Below are 16,378 nucleotides of genomic sequence, written 5' to 3' on the forward strand. Positions count from 1 at the left end.
GGGGTGTCCGGGGGGGGGGGGCGCCGGGGGGGGGGGGGCGCCGCCCACCGGGGGGGGCGCCCCCGGGGGGCGGGGCCCCCCCCCGCATCGCTCCCCTCCAGCTCCTCGGGCGGGGCCTCGACGGCGCCCTCGACGGCCGTCGTACCGCCCTCGGAGCGGGCTCACGGTGAGAGGACCCCGCCTTCACTCGCTCGCGGAGGCACGGGTACCCGGAGCCGCCCGGGCTATCCCTGCCCCGGCTCGTCCAGCCGGGCCAACTGGCTCTGGAACCAGTCGAGTCGGGCTTGGAGCAGCGCCGCCTCGGCGACCAGCTCGGAGACCCCGAGACCGGCCGTGGCGACCACGGCGGCGCCGGTGGCCCGGACCCGCAGGCCTTCACCGGCCAGCCGCGCGAAGGAGGCGAGCGAGAGGAACGTACGACCCCGAACGCATCCCGCGCAGGCGGCCGTCAGCGCACGCCAGCCCGGACGTCCCCAGCCCGCGTCGGCCAGCGCTCCGGCCACGGCGCCGCAGGCGCAGGGACCGACGGTGGCGGTGCGCACCCGCTGGCGGGCGTAGCGGAAGCCCCGCTCGAAGCGGATGTAGGCGCCGAGGACGGTGACTTCGAGGAGGACGGCCGCCCGGTGCTCGGCGGTGCACAGCAGCGCCTCGGCGGCGGCGGAGCCGTGCACGCAGTGGAAGCCGCAGTCGCAGCGGCGGTGCGGCGCGCGGTGCCGCCGTCCGTAGACACAGCGCGCCTCGTCCAGCACTCCGTACGGCAGCGCGCCGCCCAGCGATACGCCGGTGAACCCGGCCCGGGTGCCGTCCTGGGACAGCACCGGGTGGGCGATCTTGTAGCCGGTCGGCGGCTCCGTCGGATGTTCCTCGGGGAGCCGCAGCCTCATCGTCCGGCCGGAACCTCTTCGGGCACGGAAGCCTCCGACTCCTCGATGTTCTCAGGGAGTTCGAACGCGTCCTCGTGTGCGTGGGCCTGCTCTTCCGCGACTCCGGTGGCGAGTGCCTTGCCGAGCCTCATGACGCCTCCCGCTCTGCCGACGACTGCCGTCCTCGCCATGGTGACCCATGTCGGGCCGGTTTGGCACCAGTGCCTCGACCCGGCTCCGGCGGACCCGGCCGGCCCGCGGCGGCCCCCGTCCCCGGCTCCGTCTTCGTCTCCACCGCCGAAATGCGTAGCATCCGTTGCCTGCACCTCGTAGAAGAATTAAGTGGAGCTTCACAGTGGGGCGGCCGAGACTACTTCCATGACCGTTCCGAGGACCGTTCCCCCGACCACCGCCACCGACGCCGCTCTCCCGGCCGCCCCGCACGCCACGCGGTCCCTCCCCGCCTTCGGCCGTGCCCTGTGCGCGATGATCACGCCGTTCACGGAGGCGGGCGCGCTGGATGTCGGCGGCGCCCAGCGGCTCGCCGAGCGGCTGGTGGCCGAGGGCTGCGACGGGCTCGTGCTCTCCGGGACGACGGGCGAGTCGCCGACCACGACGGACGCCGAGAAGGCCGCGCTGGTGCGGGCGGTGCGGGAGGCCGTCGGTGACCGGGCGTCGATCGTGGCGGGGGTGGGGACGGCCGACACCCGGCACACCGTGGAGCTGGCCCTGGCGGCCGAGAAGGCGGGCGCGGACGGGCTGCTGGTGGTCGCGCCGTACTACAGCAGGCCTCCACAGGACGCGGTCGAGGCTCACTTCCTGGAGATCGCGGACGCCTCGGGGCTGCCCCTCGTGCTGTACGACATCCCGGGCCGCACCGGGACCCGGATCGAGCCGGAGACGGTGATCCGGCTGGCGGAGCATCCGCGGATCGTGGCGGTCAAGGACTGCGCGTACGATCTCCTCGGTACCCAGAAGGTGCTGGCCCGCACGGAGTTGGCGTACTACGCGGGCTGCGACGAGTACGTCCTCGCGTTGTACGCGGTCGGTGCGGCCGGGTACATCAGTACGGTCGCCAATGTGGCACCCCGTCAGTTCCGGTCGATCCTGGACACGTTCGACGGCGGGGACACCGCCGGGGCTGCTCGTGGCCAGCGGCAGGTGCTTCCTCTGGTCGAGTCGATGATGTCGGCAGGTCTGCCCGGCGCGGTCACGGCGAAGGCGCTTCTCGGCCGCCTCGGTCTGCCCGCCGGCCCGGTCCGCGCACCGCTGCGGCCCGCCGACCGGGAGACGGCCGACGGGCTGCTGGCAACCTACGAGGAGTTGGCCGCCACGGTGTCCTGACGGGTGGGACCGACCCCCGTCCGCCCCCTCCCGTCCCGACCGGTGGGACCGACCCCCGTCCGCCCCCTCCCGTCCGGACGGGCGGGAGGGCGTCTTTCGCCCGGTCCCGCCGCCCCGGCCCCTCAGCGCTTCGCGAAGACCGGGCTCCAGCGACCGTCCGCGCCGTCGTCGCCCTTGCGGAAACCGCTGAGCGGGACCACTTTGTCGCTGCCGACGGTGATGAGCATCAGCTGGTTGTGGAACTCGTTCGTGCCGGGCGCGATGTCCCAGGCGATCAGCCGCTTGTTGTCGGCCCAGGCGAGCAGCTGCTGCCCGTGCACCTTGGCGATCCGCTTGCCGGTGTAGGGGTCGTTGATCTCCGACGCCGTCGTCTTCCGGCCGCCCGCGAAGTCACCGGCGGCGAGCTTGCCGTTCGGGGACAGCCGTGCCTCGACGAACCAGTTCAGGTACTTCTCGTTCGCGGGCGTGGCGACCTTGTTGCCCTTGAGGTCGTAGTACTGGTTGTTGGGCGTGGTGGTGAGCCCCGAGTAGACCAGCTGGTCGTCCTGACTGAAGCCGAAGTCCTGGCGGGTGTTGAGGTCCTGCGTGTCGGTGACCTCGCTCCAGGAGCTCTTGCCCGAGTCCACGTCGACGATGGCGAAACCGGTCCGGTCCGACTCGCCGAAGTTCGTGGTCCAGTCGTTCTTGCCGTCCCCGTCCCCGTCGTAGTTCGCCTTGTAGAGAAGATCCGGGTTCTTGGCGTAGGTCGTCGCGACGAGCTTGCGGCCGTCGGAGGAGAACTCGACCCCGGCGACACCGTGATCCACCGGGATCCAGCGCTCGATCGTGCCGGTGAGCAGGTCGAGCAGGCCGATCCGTTTGGCCGGCAGTTCCTTCTCCAGGACGGCGGCGGTCCGCATCCCGGGTGCCACGCTGATGTACGACCACTCGGTGGTCTTCACGTACTTGCCGGTCTTCTGGTCGAGTAGGTGGTAACTGCGTTCGTTGACGGCGACCTTCGCGGACTTCTCGACCCTGTCCCGGGTGTAGTAGGCGGCCAGCGCCGTGTCCCCCGCCGCGATCAGGTCCCGGGGCGGGGTCTGGTCCGGGTGGGCGATGATGTCGCTCTTGTTCATCTCGCTCGCGGGCCGCACATCGTCCCCGCCCCCGCCGAGGAGGGGTACACCCACCGCGACGGCGACCACCGCGGCGGTGGCCGCGGCGACGGACGCGAACCTGCGGGTGCGGCGGCGGCGCCGTACGGCCAGGACCCGGTCGGCGAAGTACGGGGGTGCGGGCACGCTGTCCGCGGCCTGCTCACGGAAGGCGTCGCCTACCAGTTCTTCGACGTTCACGGACGCACCTCCAGGGGCGAGTAGTCACGGGACGGCGGCTGCTCGGCCTCGGCCGGGCCGAGTGCCGCCAGTTCGGGAGCGAGGGTGCGCAGCCGGGACAGCGAGCGGTGCGTCGTGGACCGTACGGTCCCCACGGAGCACCCCAGGATCCGGGCCACGTCGGCCTCCGGCAGATCCTCGAAGTAGCGCAGCACGAGAACGGTGCGCTGCCGGGCGGTCAGCCGGGTCAGCGCCCCGCGCATCACGAGGCGCAACTCGGCGGCCGACGCGGTGTCCGCGCCCGCCGTCGCCTCCGGCGGCTCGGCGACGCTCAGTTCGCGCCGCGGCCACTTCAGCCGCCAGCGGCTGACCTGCTGCCGGTAGAGGATCTGGCGTACGTACGCCTCCGGTTCATCGATCCGGTTCCAACGGCCCGCCGCCTTGATCAGCGCGTTCTGCAGCAGGTCCTCGGCAGCGTGCCGGTCCCCGCCGCTGAGGAGAACGGCTGTCTTCAGCAGCGCGGACGACCGGTTCGCCACGAACTCACGGAAACTCTCCTGGCTTTCGGCATCCATCGGCACCTTCTCTTCCCCGGCGGACCCTGTGCCCGACCCCTGTACCCCTTGTGACGCGCGTGCCCGTCCGCCGCTATGCCTGGCCCGGCGAGAAATCCCGGGCCCCTGCGGGCGAAGAGGATTCCCGTCCCCGCACGGTGCGTAATTCCCGTGGGCCCACACCGTTCCTGCCGTACGTTGTCGAGGTGAGCCGACCGCTGCTGTACCTCGACGTCGACGGCCCCCTCAACCCGTACGCGGCCCAGAAGGAGCGTCGGCCCGAGGGGTACACGACGATCCGGGTCGCCCTGGAACCCGGCCGGCCGCTGCGCGTCTGGCTCCATCCCGGCCACGGCCGCGCCCTGCTCGCCCTCGGCTACGACCTGTGCTGGGCCACCACCTGGATGGACGCCGCCAACCGCTGGATCGCCCCCGTGATCGGCCTCCCGGAACTCCCCTACGTCGACTTCACCGGCGCCCTGTTCGCCGAGCGCCCCGACGGCGTCCACTGGAAGACGGAACGCATCGTGGCGCACGCCGCGGGCCGCTCCTTCGCCTGGGTGGACGACGAACAGAGCCCGGCCGACGAGGCGTTCGTCGCCGCCCGCCATCACGCACCCGCTCTGCTGCGTCACGTCGATCCCCGACTCGGGCTGCGGGAGACGGACTTCGAGGCTCTGAAGGTGTTCGCCGCGACGCTCTGAAACGGCATCGCCGGTCCGCTGGCCTCCGGTGGACGCACGAACGCCCTCCCAGGCCGCGCTCGGGCCGTGGAAGGGCGCTCGACGATGACCTGCGCCGGCAACTGCCGACGATTCGGCAGCGGTTCGGAGCGGTGATCGGGCGGACGGCCGCAGGTCACGGCCGCCGATGATCAGTTGTGGCTGTGCAGGACCTCGTTCAGGCCGCCCCAGACCGCGTTGTTCGGGCGCGCCTCGACGGTCCCGGTGACCGAGTTGCGGCGGAACAGGATGTTCGACGCCCCGGACAGGTCGCGGGCCTTGACGATGTCTCCGTCGGGCATCGTCACGCGGGTGCCGGCGGTGACGTAGAGCCCGGCCTCGACCACGCACTCGTCGCCGAGGGCGATGCCGACGCCCGCCTCCGCGCCGACGAGGCAGCGCTCGCCGATGGTGATGCGGACGTTGCCGCCGCCCGAGAGGGTGCCCATGGTGGACGCGCCGCCGCCGATGTCCGAACCGTCGCCGACGACGACACCGGCGGAGATACGGCCCTCGACCATGGAGGTGCCGAGCGTGCCCGCGTTGAAGTTCACGAAGCCCTCGTGCATGACGGTCGTGCCCTCGGCGAGGTGCGCGCCGAGGCGGACCCGGTCGGCGTCGGCGATGCGGACACCCTTGGGCGCGACGTAGTCCGTCATGCGCGGGAACTTGTCGATGGAGGTCACCTGGAGGTGCAGACCCGCGGCGCGCGCGTTCAGCCGGACCTTCTCGACGTCGTCGACGGCGACCGGTCCGAGCGAGGTCCAGGCGACGTTGGCGAGCAGCCCGAACACACCGTCCAGGTTCTGGCCGTGCGGCTTGACCAGGCGGTGCGAGAGAAGGTGCAGGCGCAGGTACGCGTCGTGCGCGTCGAGCGGCTTGTCGTCCAGCGACGCGATGACCGTACGGACCGCGACCACCTCGACGCCACGGCGGGCGTCGGGGCCGATCGACTGCGCGGCTCCCTCGCCGAGGAGTTCCACGGCGCGCTCGGCGGACAGCCGCTCGGTACCGGCCGGGCCGGGCTCGGCGGACAGTTCGGGGGCGGGGAACCAGGTGTCGAGAACGGTGCCGTCGGCGGTGAGGGTGGCGAGCCCGGCGGCGACGGCGCCGGTGGTACGAGAAGCAGTCGTGTCGGTCATGGGTGAAACCTAACGTGGCGGGGCCCGCCCGGGCGAACCGGTGCGCGGGACGTCTCAGGTACCGGGCGGCAGGACCCGTGCCAGCACCTCGGTCGCGTACTCCTCGTCGTACGACGTCCCCGTCAGCAGCACCTGGAGGCAGATCCCGTCGAGCAGGGCGACGAGCGCCCGCGCGGTGACCGGGTCCGTGCGCCGGGTCAGCGGCCCGACGAGGCTGTCGATCCACTCGGCGGCGACCGGACGCAGGGCGGGTCTGCGGAGGGCGGCGAGGTAGAGCTCGTACTCCAGCTCCACGCCCGTCCGGTCACCGGCCAGCCACGCGCCGATCAGCCCGGCGAGCTCGGCGGCCAGGCCGGCACCGGTGTCCTCCAGGGCGCCGCGCGCGGCGAGCACCTTGGCGAAGCCCTCGTTGGCCTGGCGCAGGGCGGCGACCATGAGTTCGTCGAGGGTCCTGAAGTGATAGGTGGTGGAGCCGAGCGGCACGTCGGCCTCGGCGGCGACGGAGCGATGACTCAGCCCGGCGATGCCCTTGGCGCCGACGACGCGGATGGCCGCGTCGATGATCCGCTGCCGCCGCTCGGGGTCGTACCGGCGCGCCATCACAGGCCGCCGTCCGCCGCGCGGGGCGCGGCCATCAGTGCGCCCCGCCCAGGTTCAGCAGCACGACTCCGCCGATGATCAGCGCGATCCCGGCGGCCTTCGCGGCAGTGAGCCCCTCGCCGAGGAACAGCATGCCGATCGCCGCGATGGCGGCGGTGCCGACGCCGGCCCAGATCGCGTAGGCCGTGCCGACCGAGACGGTCTTCAGGGTCTGCGCGAGCAGCGCGAAGGCGACGACGTATCCGAGGACGGTCAGCAGCGACGGCCACAGCCTGCTGAAGCCTTCCGTGTACTTCATCGCGGTGGTCGCGCCGACCTCCGCCGCGATGGCTCCGGCGAGCAGTACGTATCCCATGCGTACGAGCGTACCCATCGATACGTACACCCGTACACAACGCGATCCCGTAATCCCCATGGGCACCATGCACCCCACCGGATATCGTTCGCGATCACAGTGGGGCCGGAATCGCACAGGTTCCCGAAAGCAATGGAGCGCACGAGGCATGTCGGACAGTTCTGGGTGGGGACCGTCGGGGCCGTACGGAGGTCCTCCGGGCGGCTGGGGCTGGATGCCGCCCCCACCACCGCCCAAGCCCGGGGTGATTCCCCTCGCCCCGCTCGGCGTGGACACCGTCCTCGGCGGCGCCTTCGTCACGATGCGCCGTTACGCGCGGCCGCTGTTCGGGCTCGCCGCGCTGGCCTGCCTGGCCCTGGTGGCCCTGATCGCGGGCCTGGGGGGCGTCGCCTACGCCTCGGAGGCGGACCATCTGCACCGGCTCTTCAGGAGGTCCGGTTCAGCGGAGTGGGCGGACGCCCGGCCCGTCCTGATCACGTTCGGCGCCCTGTGGGTCGTCGGGATGCTGGCCACGCTGGTGACCAACGCCTTCATGCAGGCCTCGTCCGCGGCGACCCTGCACGAGGCCGTACTCGGACGGCGGGCCCGCATCGGAGCCGTCTGGCGGCGCGCCTGGCCGCGCACCCCCTCCGTGCTCGGCGTGACGCTGCTGATGAGCCTGATCATGGTGATTCCGACGGCGCTGTTCGCCCTGCTGCTCATGACGCTGCTCGCGTCCCTGGCCTCCGAGCCGTTCCTGCCCGCCGGGGTCGCCTTCCTGCTCCTGCTGCTCTCGGTGCCGCTGACGGTCTGGCTGTACGTCCTGTTCAGCTTCGCCCCGGCCGCCGCCGTGCTGGAGGCGGCGTCCCCTCTGACGGCGATGCGGCGTTCGGTGCGGCTGATGCGCGGCGCGTGGTGGCGCACCTTCGGCATCTCCCTGCTCGGCGGCCTGATCGTGGTCATCGGGTCGCTCGTGGTCCGACTGCCGCTCATGTTCGCCATGCCGAGCCCGCAGCCGTACGACCCCTCGGCGCCGCCGCCCACGGACATCGCGGACGCCTTCAGCCAGACCGTGCCCGACCTCGGGCCCTACCTGGTGCTCACGGTGATCGCGGCCGTCGTCACCCAGCTGTTCTCCATGGTGTTCATGCCCCTGGTGACGAATCTGCTGTACATCGACCAGCGCATCCGCCGGGAGGGCCTGGCGGACGTGTTGATACGCGTGGCCGGGGTCCCGGCGACGCCCGGTGGGCCGGCGGCGCCGGGCGCTCCGGGTGGGCCCGGCTCGGTCCACTAGCGACGCCTTCGGCCGCGGCACACGGAACTCGTCGCCCTCGGGATCGGCGAGGACGACCCGGCCGACGTCCTCGCCCCGCCCCAGGCCGGCCCGGCGCGCCCCGGGGGCGAGGACGCCCGCCACCGACCGCACCGGCGCCCGCACTTGCCCGCACCCAGCGCCCGGCTTCGTGCGATTCACCCGCACTGTCGGACAACTCCCCTGTACCGCCGGGTAATTCACCGGTATCGGTGCGGGAAACGACTGCTCAGAGGCCACCGGTTCCACTACTGTTTCACCCGTCGCACACCGGGCCTCCACGACCGCTGCCGCTCCGTGTGCCTGTACCCCCCTCGCCTCGCGTCGCCCTCTCGCGCGCTCGCCCTCCCCCTTTAGGAACGCGTATGCCCGAAGTGACGCCCAGGTCCGGGCCCGACCGGCCCGGCCCCTCCAGGGAGTTGGCGCCCTGGCGCCCCACCCCGCACGGCGCGCCCTACCCGGTGACCACGGATCTCGTTCCCGTACCCCGGGCGTCCTGGGAGAGGACCGGCGACGAGGGCAGGCTGCCCGGGACGCGCCGGCTCTGGCTGGCCGGGGGGCTCGCGGTGGCCGTGACCGTCGCCGCCGTGACCGTGATCACCGTACAGAGCAACCGTTCTGACGATCCATCACGGAATCGGGCGGACAACAGGACCGTCGCCGACACGACGAACCCCTTCCTTCCCGGCGCCCCCACCGCGCGCGCCGGAGCGACCGCGGCCCCGGTGGGCAAGAACGCGCTGTCCTCGCCCGGGACCACGCACACGGCCTCACCCGGTTCCGCCTCGCCAGGGCCGTCGGATCAGGGCTCCGGCAGCCGTTCCGTCCCCGGAACGTCCGCGCCCGCCGCCTCCGGCGCCGCTTCCCCGCCCCGGCCGGCCTCCTCGTGGAAGTCGGTCCAGGCGGTCAACTACCCCGACCGCTTCTGGCATCTGAGCGACGGAAAGGTCCGGCTCGACCCGGTGGACCGGGGCAGTTCGGCCGCGACCCGGCGGGCCGCCGGCTTCAAGGTGGTCGCGGGACTGGCGAGATCCTCCTGCTACTCCTTCACCACCACCGACGGCTCCTACCTGCGCCATCGCGACTTCGTCCTGCGCGCCGACCGCTACGACGGCTCCGCCCTCTTCCGGAAGGACGCCACCTTCTGCCCCCGCGCGTCCTCCTTCTCGGGCGCCGTCATGCTGGAGGCGGTCAACTACCCGGGCCGTTTCCTGCGGCACCGCAACTTCCAGCTCCGTCTGGAGCGTTTCGAGGACAGCAGGCTCTACCGGGCGGACTCGGCGTTCCGTCTGGTGCGGGGCCGGGCCTGAGACCCCGGGCGTCCCGCCGAGAAAAGCACGACGGGGCGGCACCCGAAGGTGCCGCCCCATGCGAGGTACCGAGGTACCGAGGTACCCGAGTACCCGGGCGCCGACATACGAAGTGCCGAAGCCCCGAGGAGTCAGACGTTGAAGCCGAGCGCCCGAAGCTGCTCGCGGCCGTCGTCCGTGATCTTGTCCGGGCCCCACGGCGGCATCCAGACCCAGTTGATGCGCAGTTCGTTGACGAGGCCGTCCGTGGCGGACTTGGCCTGGTCCTCGATGACGTCGGTGAGCGGACAGGCCGCGGACGTCAGGGTCATGTCGATCGTCGCGATGTTCGCGTCGTCGACGTGAATGCCGTAGATGAGCCCGAGGTTGACGACGTCGATGCCCAGCTCGGGGTCGACGACGTCATAGAGCGCCTCGCGGACCTCTTCCTCAGAGGCCGGCTTGGTCGTCAGGATCTCGCCCGACGCCGCAGCGGTCTCGTCCGCCGTCACCGCGGTCTCGTCCGATGTCACAGTGTTCTCGCTCATGCCGTCTTCCTCTCGGCGCTCTCGCCCAGAGCCTGGGCCGTCGCGTCCTTCCATGCCATCCAGCTGAGGAGGGCGCACTTGACCCGGGCCGGGTACTTGGAGACACCGGCGAACGCGACCGCGTCCTCCAGCACCTCCTCCATCGCGTCGTCGGGCTCGATCCGGCCCTTGGACTGCATCAGTTCCAGGAAGGTCTCCTGGATCTTCTGCGCGTCGGACACGTCCTTGCCGACCAGGAGGTCGTTCAGTACGGAGGCCGAGGCCTGGCTGATCGAGCAGCCCTGTCCCTCGTACGAGATGTCCTCGATCCGCTCGCCGTCGTACTTCACGCGCAGGGTGATCTCGTCACCGCACGTGGGGTTGACGTGGTGCACCTCGGCGTCGCCGTCCCGGAGACCGCGCCCGTGCGGGTGCTTGTAGTGGTCCAGGATGACTTCCTGGTACATCGAATCCAGCTTCACGTTCCCAGCCAGCCCCTCAGCCGAAGAAGTTCCGTACGTGCTCCAGGCCGTCGACCAGAGCATCGATCTCGGCCGGCGTGGAGTACAGATAGAACGACGCTCGTGTCGTCGCGGGAATTCCGTACCGCAGGCAGACCGGACGGGCGCAGTGGTGACCGACCCGGACCGCGATGCCCTGCTCGTCGAGGACCTGGCCCACGTCGTGCGGGTGGATGTCGCCCAGCGTGAACGAGATCGCGGCGCCGCGGTCCTCGGCCGTGGTGGGGCCGATGATCCGGAGGTCGGGGACCTCCGCGAGCCGCTTCACCGCGTACTCGGTGAGCGCGTGCTCGTGGGCGAGGATCTTGTCCATGCCGATCGCGGAGAGATAGTCGATCGCCGCGCCCAGACCGACCGCCTGCGCGATCGGCGGGGTGCCCGCCTCGAACTTGTGCGGTGCCGGGGCGTACGTCGACGAGTGCATCGACACGGTCTCGATCATCTCGCCGCCGCCGAGGAACGGCGGAAGGTCCTCCAGAAGCTCCTGCCGGCCCCAGAGGATTCCGATGCCCGTCGGACCGCACATCTTGTGACCGGTGAAGGCCACGAAGTCGGCCTGGAGGGCCTGGACGTCGAGGGGCATGTGCGGCGCGGCCTGCGACGCGTCGATCAGGACCAGGGCACCGACCTCCTGGGCGCGGCGCACTATCGCCTCGACCGGGTTCACGGTGCCCAGGATGTTCGAGACCAGCACGAAGGAGACGATCTTCGTCTTCTCCGTGATGACCTCGTCGATGTTCGACAGGTCGAGGCGGCCGTCGTCGGTGAGGCCGAACCACTTCAGCTTCGCGCCGGTGCGCTGCGACAGCAGCTGCCACGGGACGATGTTGGAGTGGTGCTCCATCTCCGTGATGACGATCTCGGTCTCGTGGTCCACCCGGTAGGGCTCGTCGGCCCAGCCCAGCATGTTGGCCACGAGGTTGAGCGACTCGGAGGCGTTCTTGGTGAAGATCACCTCGTCGCGGCTCGGCGCGTTGATGAACGCGGCGACCTTGTCGCGCGCGCCCTCGTACAGCGCCGTGGCCTCCTCGGCGAGCACATGCACACCGCGGTGGACGTTGGCGTTGTAGCGCTCGTAGTACTCGTTCAGGGCGTCCAGCACCTGGCGCGGCTTCTGCGAGGTCGCCGCGTTGTCCAGGTACACCAGCTTCTTACCGTCGTGGACCTGGCGGTCCAGGATGGGGAAGTCCTTGCGGATCGCCTCGGTGTCGAGGAGGCCCGGCAGCTGCGTCACGCTGATACGCCACCCTTCGCGTCGAGTGCGTACGACTCGTACCCCTCGTTCTCCAGCTTGTCGGCGAGCTCGGCGCCGCCGGACTCGACGATGCGGCCGCCGGAGAAGACGTGCACGAAGTCGGGCTTGATGTAGCGCAGGATGCGCGTGTAGTGGGTGATGAGCAGGGTGCCCACCTCACCGGTCTCGCGGACGCGGTTGACGCCCTCGGAGACGACGCGCAGGGCGTCGACGTCCAGGCCGGAGTCGGTCTCGTCGAGGATCGCGATCTTCGGCTTGAGCAGCTCCAGCTGAAGGATCTCGTGGCGCTTCTTCTCACCGCCGGAGAAGCCCTCGTTGACGTTGCGCTCGGCGAAGGCCGGGTCCATGGAGAGGCGCTCCATGGTCTCCCTGACCTCCTTCACCCACGTACGCAGCTTGGGGGCCTCGCCGCGGACGGCGGTGGCGGAGGTGCGCAGGAAGTTGGAGACCGAGACGCCGGGGATCTCGACCGGGTACTGCATCGCCAGGAACAGGCCCGCGCGGGCGCGCTCGTCGACGGACATCTCCAGGACGTTCTCGCCGTCGAGGGTGACGGTGCCGCCGGTGATCGTGTACTTCGGGTGGCCCGCGAGCGAGTAGGCGAGGGTCGACTTGCCCGAGCCGTTGGGGCCCATGATGGCGTGCGTCTCGCCCTGCTTCACGGTCAGGTCGACGCCCTTGAGGATCTCCTTCGTGGCGTTGTCGGCCTCGACGGTGACGTGCAGGTCGTGGATTTCAAGCGTTGCCATGGGTTCCTCAGGACTCCTGGTTGAGGGAGACGAGCACGTCGTCCCCTTCGATCTGTACGGGGTATACGGGGACGGGGCGCGTCGCGGGAAGGCCGGACGGCTTGCCGGTGCGGAGGTCGAACGCGGAGCCGTGCAGCCAGCACTCGATCTGACAGTCCTCCACCTCGCCCTCGGAGAGCGAGACGTTCGCGTGCGAGCAGATGTCGTTGATCGCGAACACCTCTCCCTCGGTCTTCACGACGGAGACCGGCGTGCCGTCGAGTTCCACCCGCTTCGGGGTGTCCTCCTCCAGCTCGCTCAGCCCACAGACGCGCACGAAGGTGCCGGGCATCAGAGCGACGCCTCCAGCTCCTCGTCGATCTTCACGAGAAGGCGCTCTTCGATGTCGTCGACACCGATCTGCTGGACCAGCTCGGCGAAGAAGCCGCGGACCACCAGACGCCGGGCCTCGTCGGCCGGGATGCCGCGGGCCATCAGGTAGAAGAGCTGCTCGTCGTCGAAGCGGCCGGTCGCGGAGGCGTGGCCGGCGCCGACGATCTCGCCGGTCTCGATCTCCAGGTTCGGCACGGAGTCGACGCGGGCACCGTCGGTCAGAACCAGGTTGCGGTTCATCTCGTAGGTGTCCGTGCCCTCGGCCTTGGCCTCGATGAGGACGTCGCCGATCCACACCGCGTGCGCGCCCTCGCCCTGGAGCGCGCCCTTGTAGGCGACGTTCGACTTGCAGTGCGGGGTGTTGTGGTCGACCAGGAGGCGGTGCTCCTGGTGCTGGCCGGCGTCCGTGAAGTACAGGCCGAAGAGCTCGGCCTCGCCACCGGTGCCCGCGTAGGCGACGCGCGGGTGGAGGCGTACGAGGTCGCCGCCGAAGGTGACCACGAACGACTTGAAGGTGGCGTCGCGGCCGATCAGCGCGTTGTGCTGGCCGACGTGCACGGCCTTGTCGTCCCAGTCCTGGACGGAGACGACGGTCAGCTTGGCGCCGTCGCCCAGGATGTAGTCGACGTTGGCGGCGAGCACGGTGTCACCGGTGTGGTCGATGACGACGACGGCCTCGGCGAAGGCTCCCAGCTCGATGACCTGGTGGCCGTAGGCGACCCCGCCCTCGCCGTGCACGGCGATCCGGATGGGCTCGGTGAGCACCGTCTCCTTGGGGACGGTGACGACACCGGCCTTCTCGAAGGCCGAGTACGCCTGGGCGGCGACGCGGTCCACCGGGATGCCTGCCTTGCCGATCCGGGCGTCGTCACGGCCGACGGTCTCGACGACGACGCCCTCGGGGGCCTCCACGTCGATCCGTACGCCTTCGCCGGTCGCGACGGCGGTGCCGTCGTGCAGCCCGCGCAGGCGCTCCAGCGGGGTGAACCGCCATTCCTCCTCGCGGCCGTGGGGGACCGGGAAGTCCGCCACGTCGAAGGACGGGGGCGCACTCATGCGCGTGGCGACGGTCGACTCGGCGGCCACCGCGATCTGGCCGGCGGTCGTGCTGCCCACCGGGATGTTAAGAGCCTCAGCCATGGCTGTCGGTCTGCTCGCTTTCTTACGTGAGGGGCTTGATGGACACGGCGGACGGCGCTTAGCCGACCGAGCCTTCCATCTGCAGCTCGATCAGCCGGTTGAGCTCGAGCGCGTACTCCATGGGCAGTTCCTTGGCGATCGGCTCGACGAAGCCGCGCACGATCATCGCCATCGCCTCGAACTCCGTCAGACCGCGGCTCATCAGGTAGAAGAGCTGGTCCTCGGAGACCTTGGAGACGGTCGCCTCGTGGCCCATGGACACGTCGTCCTCGCGGACGTCCACGTACGGGTACGTGTCCGAGCGGGAGATGGTGTCGACGAGCAGCGCGTCGCACAGGACGTTCGACTTCGAGCCGTGGGCGCCCTCGCCGATCTCGACGAGACCGCGGTAGGACGTGCGGCCGCCACCACGCGCCACCGACTTCGACACGATGTTCGAGGAGGTGTTCGGCGCCATGTGGACCATCTTGGAGCCGGCGTCCTGGTGCTGGCCCTCGCCCGCGAAGGCGATGGACAGGGTCTCGCCCTTGGCGTGCTCGCCCATCAGGTAGACGGCCGGGTACTTCATGGTGACCTTGGAACCGATGTTGCCGTCGATCCACTCCATGGTCGCGCCCTCGTACGCCACGGCGCGCTTGGTGACCAGGTTGTAGACGTTGTTCGACCAGTTCTGGATGGTCGTGTAGCGGCAGCGGGCGCCCTTCTTCACGATGATCTCGACCACCGCGGAGTGCAGGGAGTCCGACTTGTAGATCGGCGCCGTACAGCCTTCGACGTAGTGGACGTAGGCGTCCTCGTCGACGATGATCAGCGTCCGCTCGAACTGGCCCATGTTCTCCGTGTTGATACGGAAGTAGGCCTGGAGCGGGATCTCGACCTGCACGCCCTTCGGCACGTAGATGAAGGAGCCACCGGACCACACGGCGGTGTTCAGCGACGCGAACTTGTTGTCACCGACCGGGATGACCGTGCCGAAGTACTCCTTGAAGAGCTCCGGGTGCTCCTTGAGAGCGGTGTCGGTGTCCAGGAAGATGACGCCCTGCTCCTCCAGGTCCTCGCGGATCTGGTGGTAGACGACCTCGGACTCGTACTGGGCCGCGACACCGGCGACGAGGCGCTGCTTCTCCGCCTCCGGGATGCCGAGCTTGTCGTACGTGTTCTTGATGTCCTCGGGCAGGTCCTCCCAGGACTCCGCCTGCTTCTCCGTGGAGCGCACGAAGTACTTGATGTTGTCGAAGTCGATGCCCGACAGGTCGGAACCCCAGTTGGGCATGGGCTTCTTCCCGAAGAGGCGCAGACCCTTGAGACGGAGCTTGGTCATCCACTCCGGCTCGCTCTTCTTCGCGGAGATGTCGCGGACGACGTCCTCGTTGATGCCGCGCTTGGCGGAGGCACCGGCCACGTCGGAGTCGGCCCAGCCGTATTCGTACGTGCCCAGACCCTCGAGCTCAGGGTGGGCAGTCTCCTCGATGGGGAGCGTCATGCGGGGTTCCTCCCGGCGGTGCTTGCAGATGCGTTGTGAGTGGATTGCGAAATCTTGGGGATGAACGTCGTGCACACCCCGTCGCCGTGGGCGATGGTGGCCAGCCGCTGGACGTGCGTGCCGAGCAGCTGGGAGAAGAACTCCGTCTCCGCCTCGCACAGCTGCGGGAACCGCTCGGCGACGTGGGCGACCGGGCAGTGGTGCTGGCAGAGCTGTTCGCCGACCGGTGCGCTGCGCGCCGTGGCAGCGTACCCGTCGGCACTCAGGGCCTTGGCCAGTGCTTCCGTGCGCTCCTCGGGGGACGCGGCCTCGATGGCCGCGCGGTACGCCCCGGCCTGCGCGGCGATCCGGGCGCGGGCGAAGGAGAGGACCGCCTCGTCGCCGCCCTCGCGCTCGGCGATCCAGCGCAGTGCGTCCTCGGCGAGCTTGTCGTAGGACTGGTCGAAGGCGTCCCGGCCGCAGTCGGTCAGGGCGAACACCTTTGCGGGACGGCCACGCGTGCGTGCTCCGTAGACCCGCTGCTCACGTGCTTCCACGACGTCGTCGCCGACGAGCGCGTCGAGATGACGCCGTACGGCGGCCTGGGTCAGCCCCAGCCGGCCCGCGAGGTCGGCCACGGTCGACGGGCCGTGGTCCAGGATGGACCGCGCGACCCGGTTGCGCGTCGAGCGCTCACCGGTCGCGAGTTCCTCCTGCGGGGCCCCCGCGGGGGTCTCCCGAGCCTCGCCAACGTATTTCACAACGCCATTGTTGCGTAATTCCTCAGGCCCTGACAAGCCGCGCCCTCCGGAGTGATCGGTGCACTGCATCACTTAGGTATACCTAACGTGACCTGCGCAAACGATCTTTGATCGA

19 protein-coding genes are annotated in these 16,378 nt (G+C 70.3%); 4 read left to right on the forward strand and 15 right to left on the reverse strand.

The window, feature by feature from the left end; translation table 11 throughout:
• Positions 1-224 precede the first annotated feature (224 nt).
• Positions 225-884 (reverse strand): hypothetical protein, encoded by a 660-nt coding sequence (locus tag ACFWBT_RS23530; protein ID WP_385703521.1) that lies wholly within the window; start codon positions 882-884, stop codon positions 225-227.
• Positions 881-1,015 (reverse strand): hypothetical protein, encoded by a 135-nt coding sequence (locus ACFWBT_RS23535; RefSeq protein WP_385703524.1) that lies wholly within the window; start codon positions 1,013-1,015, stop codon positions 881-883. Before ACFWBT_RS23535 ends, ACFWBT_RS23530 begins: the two co-directional genes overlap by 4 nt.
• Before the next feature lie 190 nt (positions 1,016-1,205).
• On the opposite strand from ACFWBT_RS23535, the gene dapA reads away from it, so the two are divergent.
• A complete protein-coding gene (gene dapA, locus ACFWBT_RS23540) occupies positions 1,206-2,207 on the forward strand; it encodes a 4-hydroxy-tetrahydrodipicolinate synthase (protein ID WP_385703527.1) in 1,002 nt (333 codons plus the stop codon).
• A gap of 122 nt (positions 2,208-2,329) precedes the next feature.
• Here the strand turns inward: dapA and ACFWBT_RS23545 are convergent, their stop codons facing one another.
• Together ACFWBT_RS23545 and ACFWBT_RS23550 are read right to left on the reverse strand one after the other, a co-directional pair.
• On the reverse strand, positions 2,330-3,541 hold the full coding sequence (locus tag ACFWBT_RS23545) for a WD40 repeat domain-containing protein (protein WP_385703529.1): 1,212 nt from the start codon (positions 3,539-3,541) through the stop codon (positions 2,330-2,332).
• Positions 3,538-4,095: a SigE family RNA polymerase sigma factor gene (locus ACFWBT_RS23550; RefSeq protein WP_385703532.1), complete on the reverse strand. Its 558-nt coding sequence runs from the start codon at positions 4,093-4,095 to the stop codon at positions 3,538-3,540. Before ACFWBT_RS23550 ends, ACFWBT_RS23545 begins: the two co-directional genes overlap by 4 nt.
• Before the next feature lie 185 nt (positions 4,096-4,280).
• Here ACFWBT_RS23550 and ACFWBT_RS23555 point away from each other — a divergent pair, with 185 nt between their 5' ends.
• On the forward strand, positions 4,281-4,778 hold the full coding sequence (locus ACFWBT_RS23555) for a hypothetical protein (protein WP_385703535.1): 498 nt from the start codon (positions 4,281-4,283) through the stop codon (positions 4,776-4,778).
• A gap of 170 nt (positions 4,779-4,948) precedes the next feature.
• Here the strand turns inward: ACFWBT_RS23555 and dapD are convergent, their stop codons facing one another.
• The 3 genes from dapD to ACFWBT_RS23570 are packed head-to-tail and all read right to left on the reverse strand — an operon-like array spanning position 4,949 to position 6,893.
• On the reverse strand, positions 4,949-5,938 hold the full coding sequence (gene dapD, locus ACFWBT_RS23560) for a 2,3,4,5-tetrahydropyridine-2,6-dicarboxylate N-succinyltransferase (protein ID WP_385703537.1): 990 nt from the start codon (positions 5,936-5,938) through the stop codon (positions 4,949-4,951).
• Between the two features lie 54 nt (positions 5,939-5,992).
• Complete coding sequence (locus ACFWBT_RS23565; RefSeq protein ID WP_385703540.1) at positions 5,993-6,538, reverse strand: TetR/AcrR family transcriptional regulator; 546 nt, start codon at positions 6,536-6,538, stop codon at positions 5,993-5,995.
• Between the two features lie 34 nt (positions 6,539-6,572).
• Entirely contained in the window at positions 6,573-6,893 is a 321-nt protein-coding gene (locus tag ACFWBT_RS23570; protein WP_266757393.1) for a multidrug efflux SMR transporter, read from the reverse strand.
• A gap of 148 nt (positions 6,894-7,041) precedes the next feature.
• On the opposite strand from ACFWBT_RS23570, the gene ACFWBT_RS23575 reads away from it, so the two are divergent.
• Both ACFWBT_RS23575 and ACFWBT_RS23580 read left to right on the forward strand, forming a co-directional pair.
• On the forward strand, positions 7,042-8,169 hold the full coding sequence (locus tag ACFWBT_RS23575) for a hypothetical protein (RefSeq protein ID WP_385703542.1): 1,128 nt from the start codon (positions 7,042-7,044) through the stop codon (positions 8,167-8,169).
• A 383-nt stretch (positions 8,170-8,552) separates the two neighbouring features.
• Positions 8,553-9,497: an AbfB domain-containing protein gene (locus tag ACFWBT_RS23580; protein WP_385703543.1), complete on the forward strand. Its 945-nt coding sequence runs from the start codon at positions 8,553-8,555 to the stop codon at positions 9,495-9,497.
• A 131-nt stretch (positions 9,498-9,628) separates the two neighbouring features.
• Here the strand turns inward: ACFWBT_RS23580 and ACFWBT_RS23585 are convergent, their stop codons facing one another.
• From ACFWBT_RS23585 to ACFWBT_RS23620, 8 genes are read right to left on the reverse strand one after another with little or no spacing between them, the layout of a single operon-like run.
• Complete coding sequence (locus ACFWBT_RS23585) at positions 9,629-10,024, reverse strand: metal-sulfur cluster assembly factor (protein ID WP_385703546.1); 396 nt, start codon at positions 10,022-10,024, stop codon at positions 9,629-9,631.
• Complete coding sequence (sufU, locus tag ACFWBT_RS23590) at positions 10,021-10,485, reverse strand: Fe-S cluster assembly sulfur transfer protein SufU (protein WP_151470345.1); 465 nt, start codon at positions 10,483-10,485, stop codon at positions 10,021-10,023. The genes ACFWBT_RS23585 and sufU overlap by 4 nt, the downstream gene beginning before the upstream one ends.
• Before the next feature lie 16 nt (positions 10,486-10,501).
• Positions 10,502-11,758, reverse strand: a complete 1,257-nt coding sequence (locus ACFWBT_RS23595; RefSeq protein ID WP_385703549.1) for a cysteine desulfurase — start codon at positions 11,756-11,758, stop codon at positions 10,502-10,504.
• Complete coding sequence (gene sufC, locus ACFWBT_RS23600) at positions 11,755-12,528, reverse strand: Fe-S cluster assembly ATPase SufC (protein ID WP_385703552.1); 774 nt, start codon at positions 12,526-12,528, stop codon at positions 11,755-11,757. The genes ACFWBT_RS23595 and sufC overlap by 4 nt, the downstream gene beginning before the upstream one ends.
• A 7-nt stretch (positions 12,529-12,535) precedes the next feature.
• Complete coding sequence (locus ACFWBT_RS23605) at positions 12,536-12,859, reverse strand: bifunctional 3-phenylpropionate/cinnamic acid dioxygenase ferredoxin subunit (protein ID WP_328556194.1); 324 nt, start codon at positions 12,857-12,859, stop codon at positions 12,536-12,538.
• Positions 12,859-14,040: a Fe-S cluster assembly protein SufD gene (gene sufD / locus ACFWBT_RS23610; RefSeq protein ID WP_385703555.1), complete on the reverse strand. Its 1,182-nt coding sequence runs from the start codon at positions 14,038-14,040 to the stop codon at positions 12,859-12,861. The genes ACFWBT_RS23605 and sufD overlap by 1 nt, the downstream gene beginning before the upstream one ends.
• Positions 14,041-14,098: 58 nt before the next feature.
• Positions 14,099-15,523, reverse strand: coding sequence for a Fe-S cluster assembly protein SufB (gene sufB, locus ACFWBT_RS23615; RefSeq protein ID WP_385703556.1), 1,425 nt, complete (start codon positions 15,521-15,523; stop codon positions 14,099-14,101).
• Positions 15,520-16,263: a metalloregulator ArsR/SmtB family transcription factor gene (locus ACFWBT_RS23620; protein ID WP_266757410.1), complete on the reverse strand. Its 744-nt coding sequence runs from the start codon at positions 16,261-16,263 to the stop codon at positions 15,520-15,522. The genes sufB and ACFWBT_RS23620 overlap by 4 nt, the downstream gene beginning before the upstream one ends.
• Positions 16,264-16,378: the final 115 nt, after the last annotated feature.

It is taken from the genome of Streptomyces sp. NPDC060027 (assembly GCF_042737005.1).
Classification (GTDB): domain Bacteria; phylum Actinomycetota; class Actinomycetes; order Streptomycetales; family Streptomycetaceae; genus Streptomyces.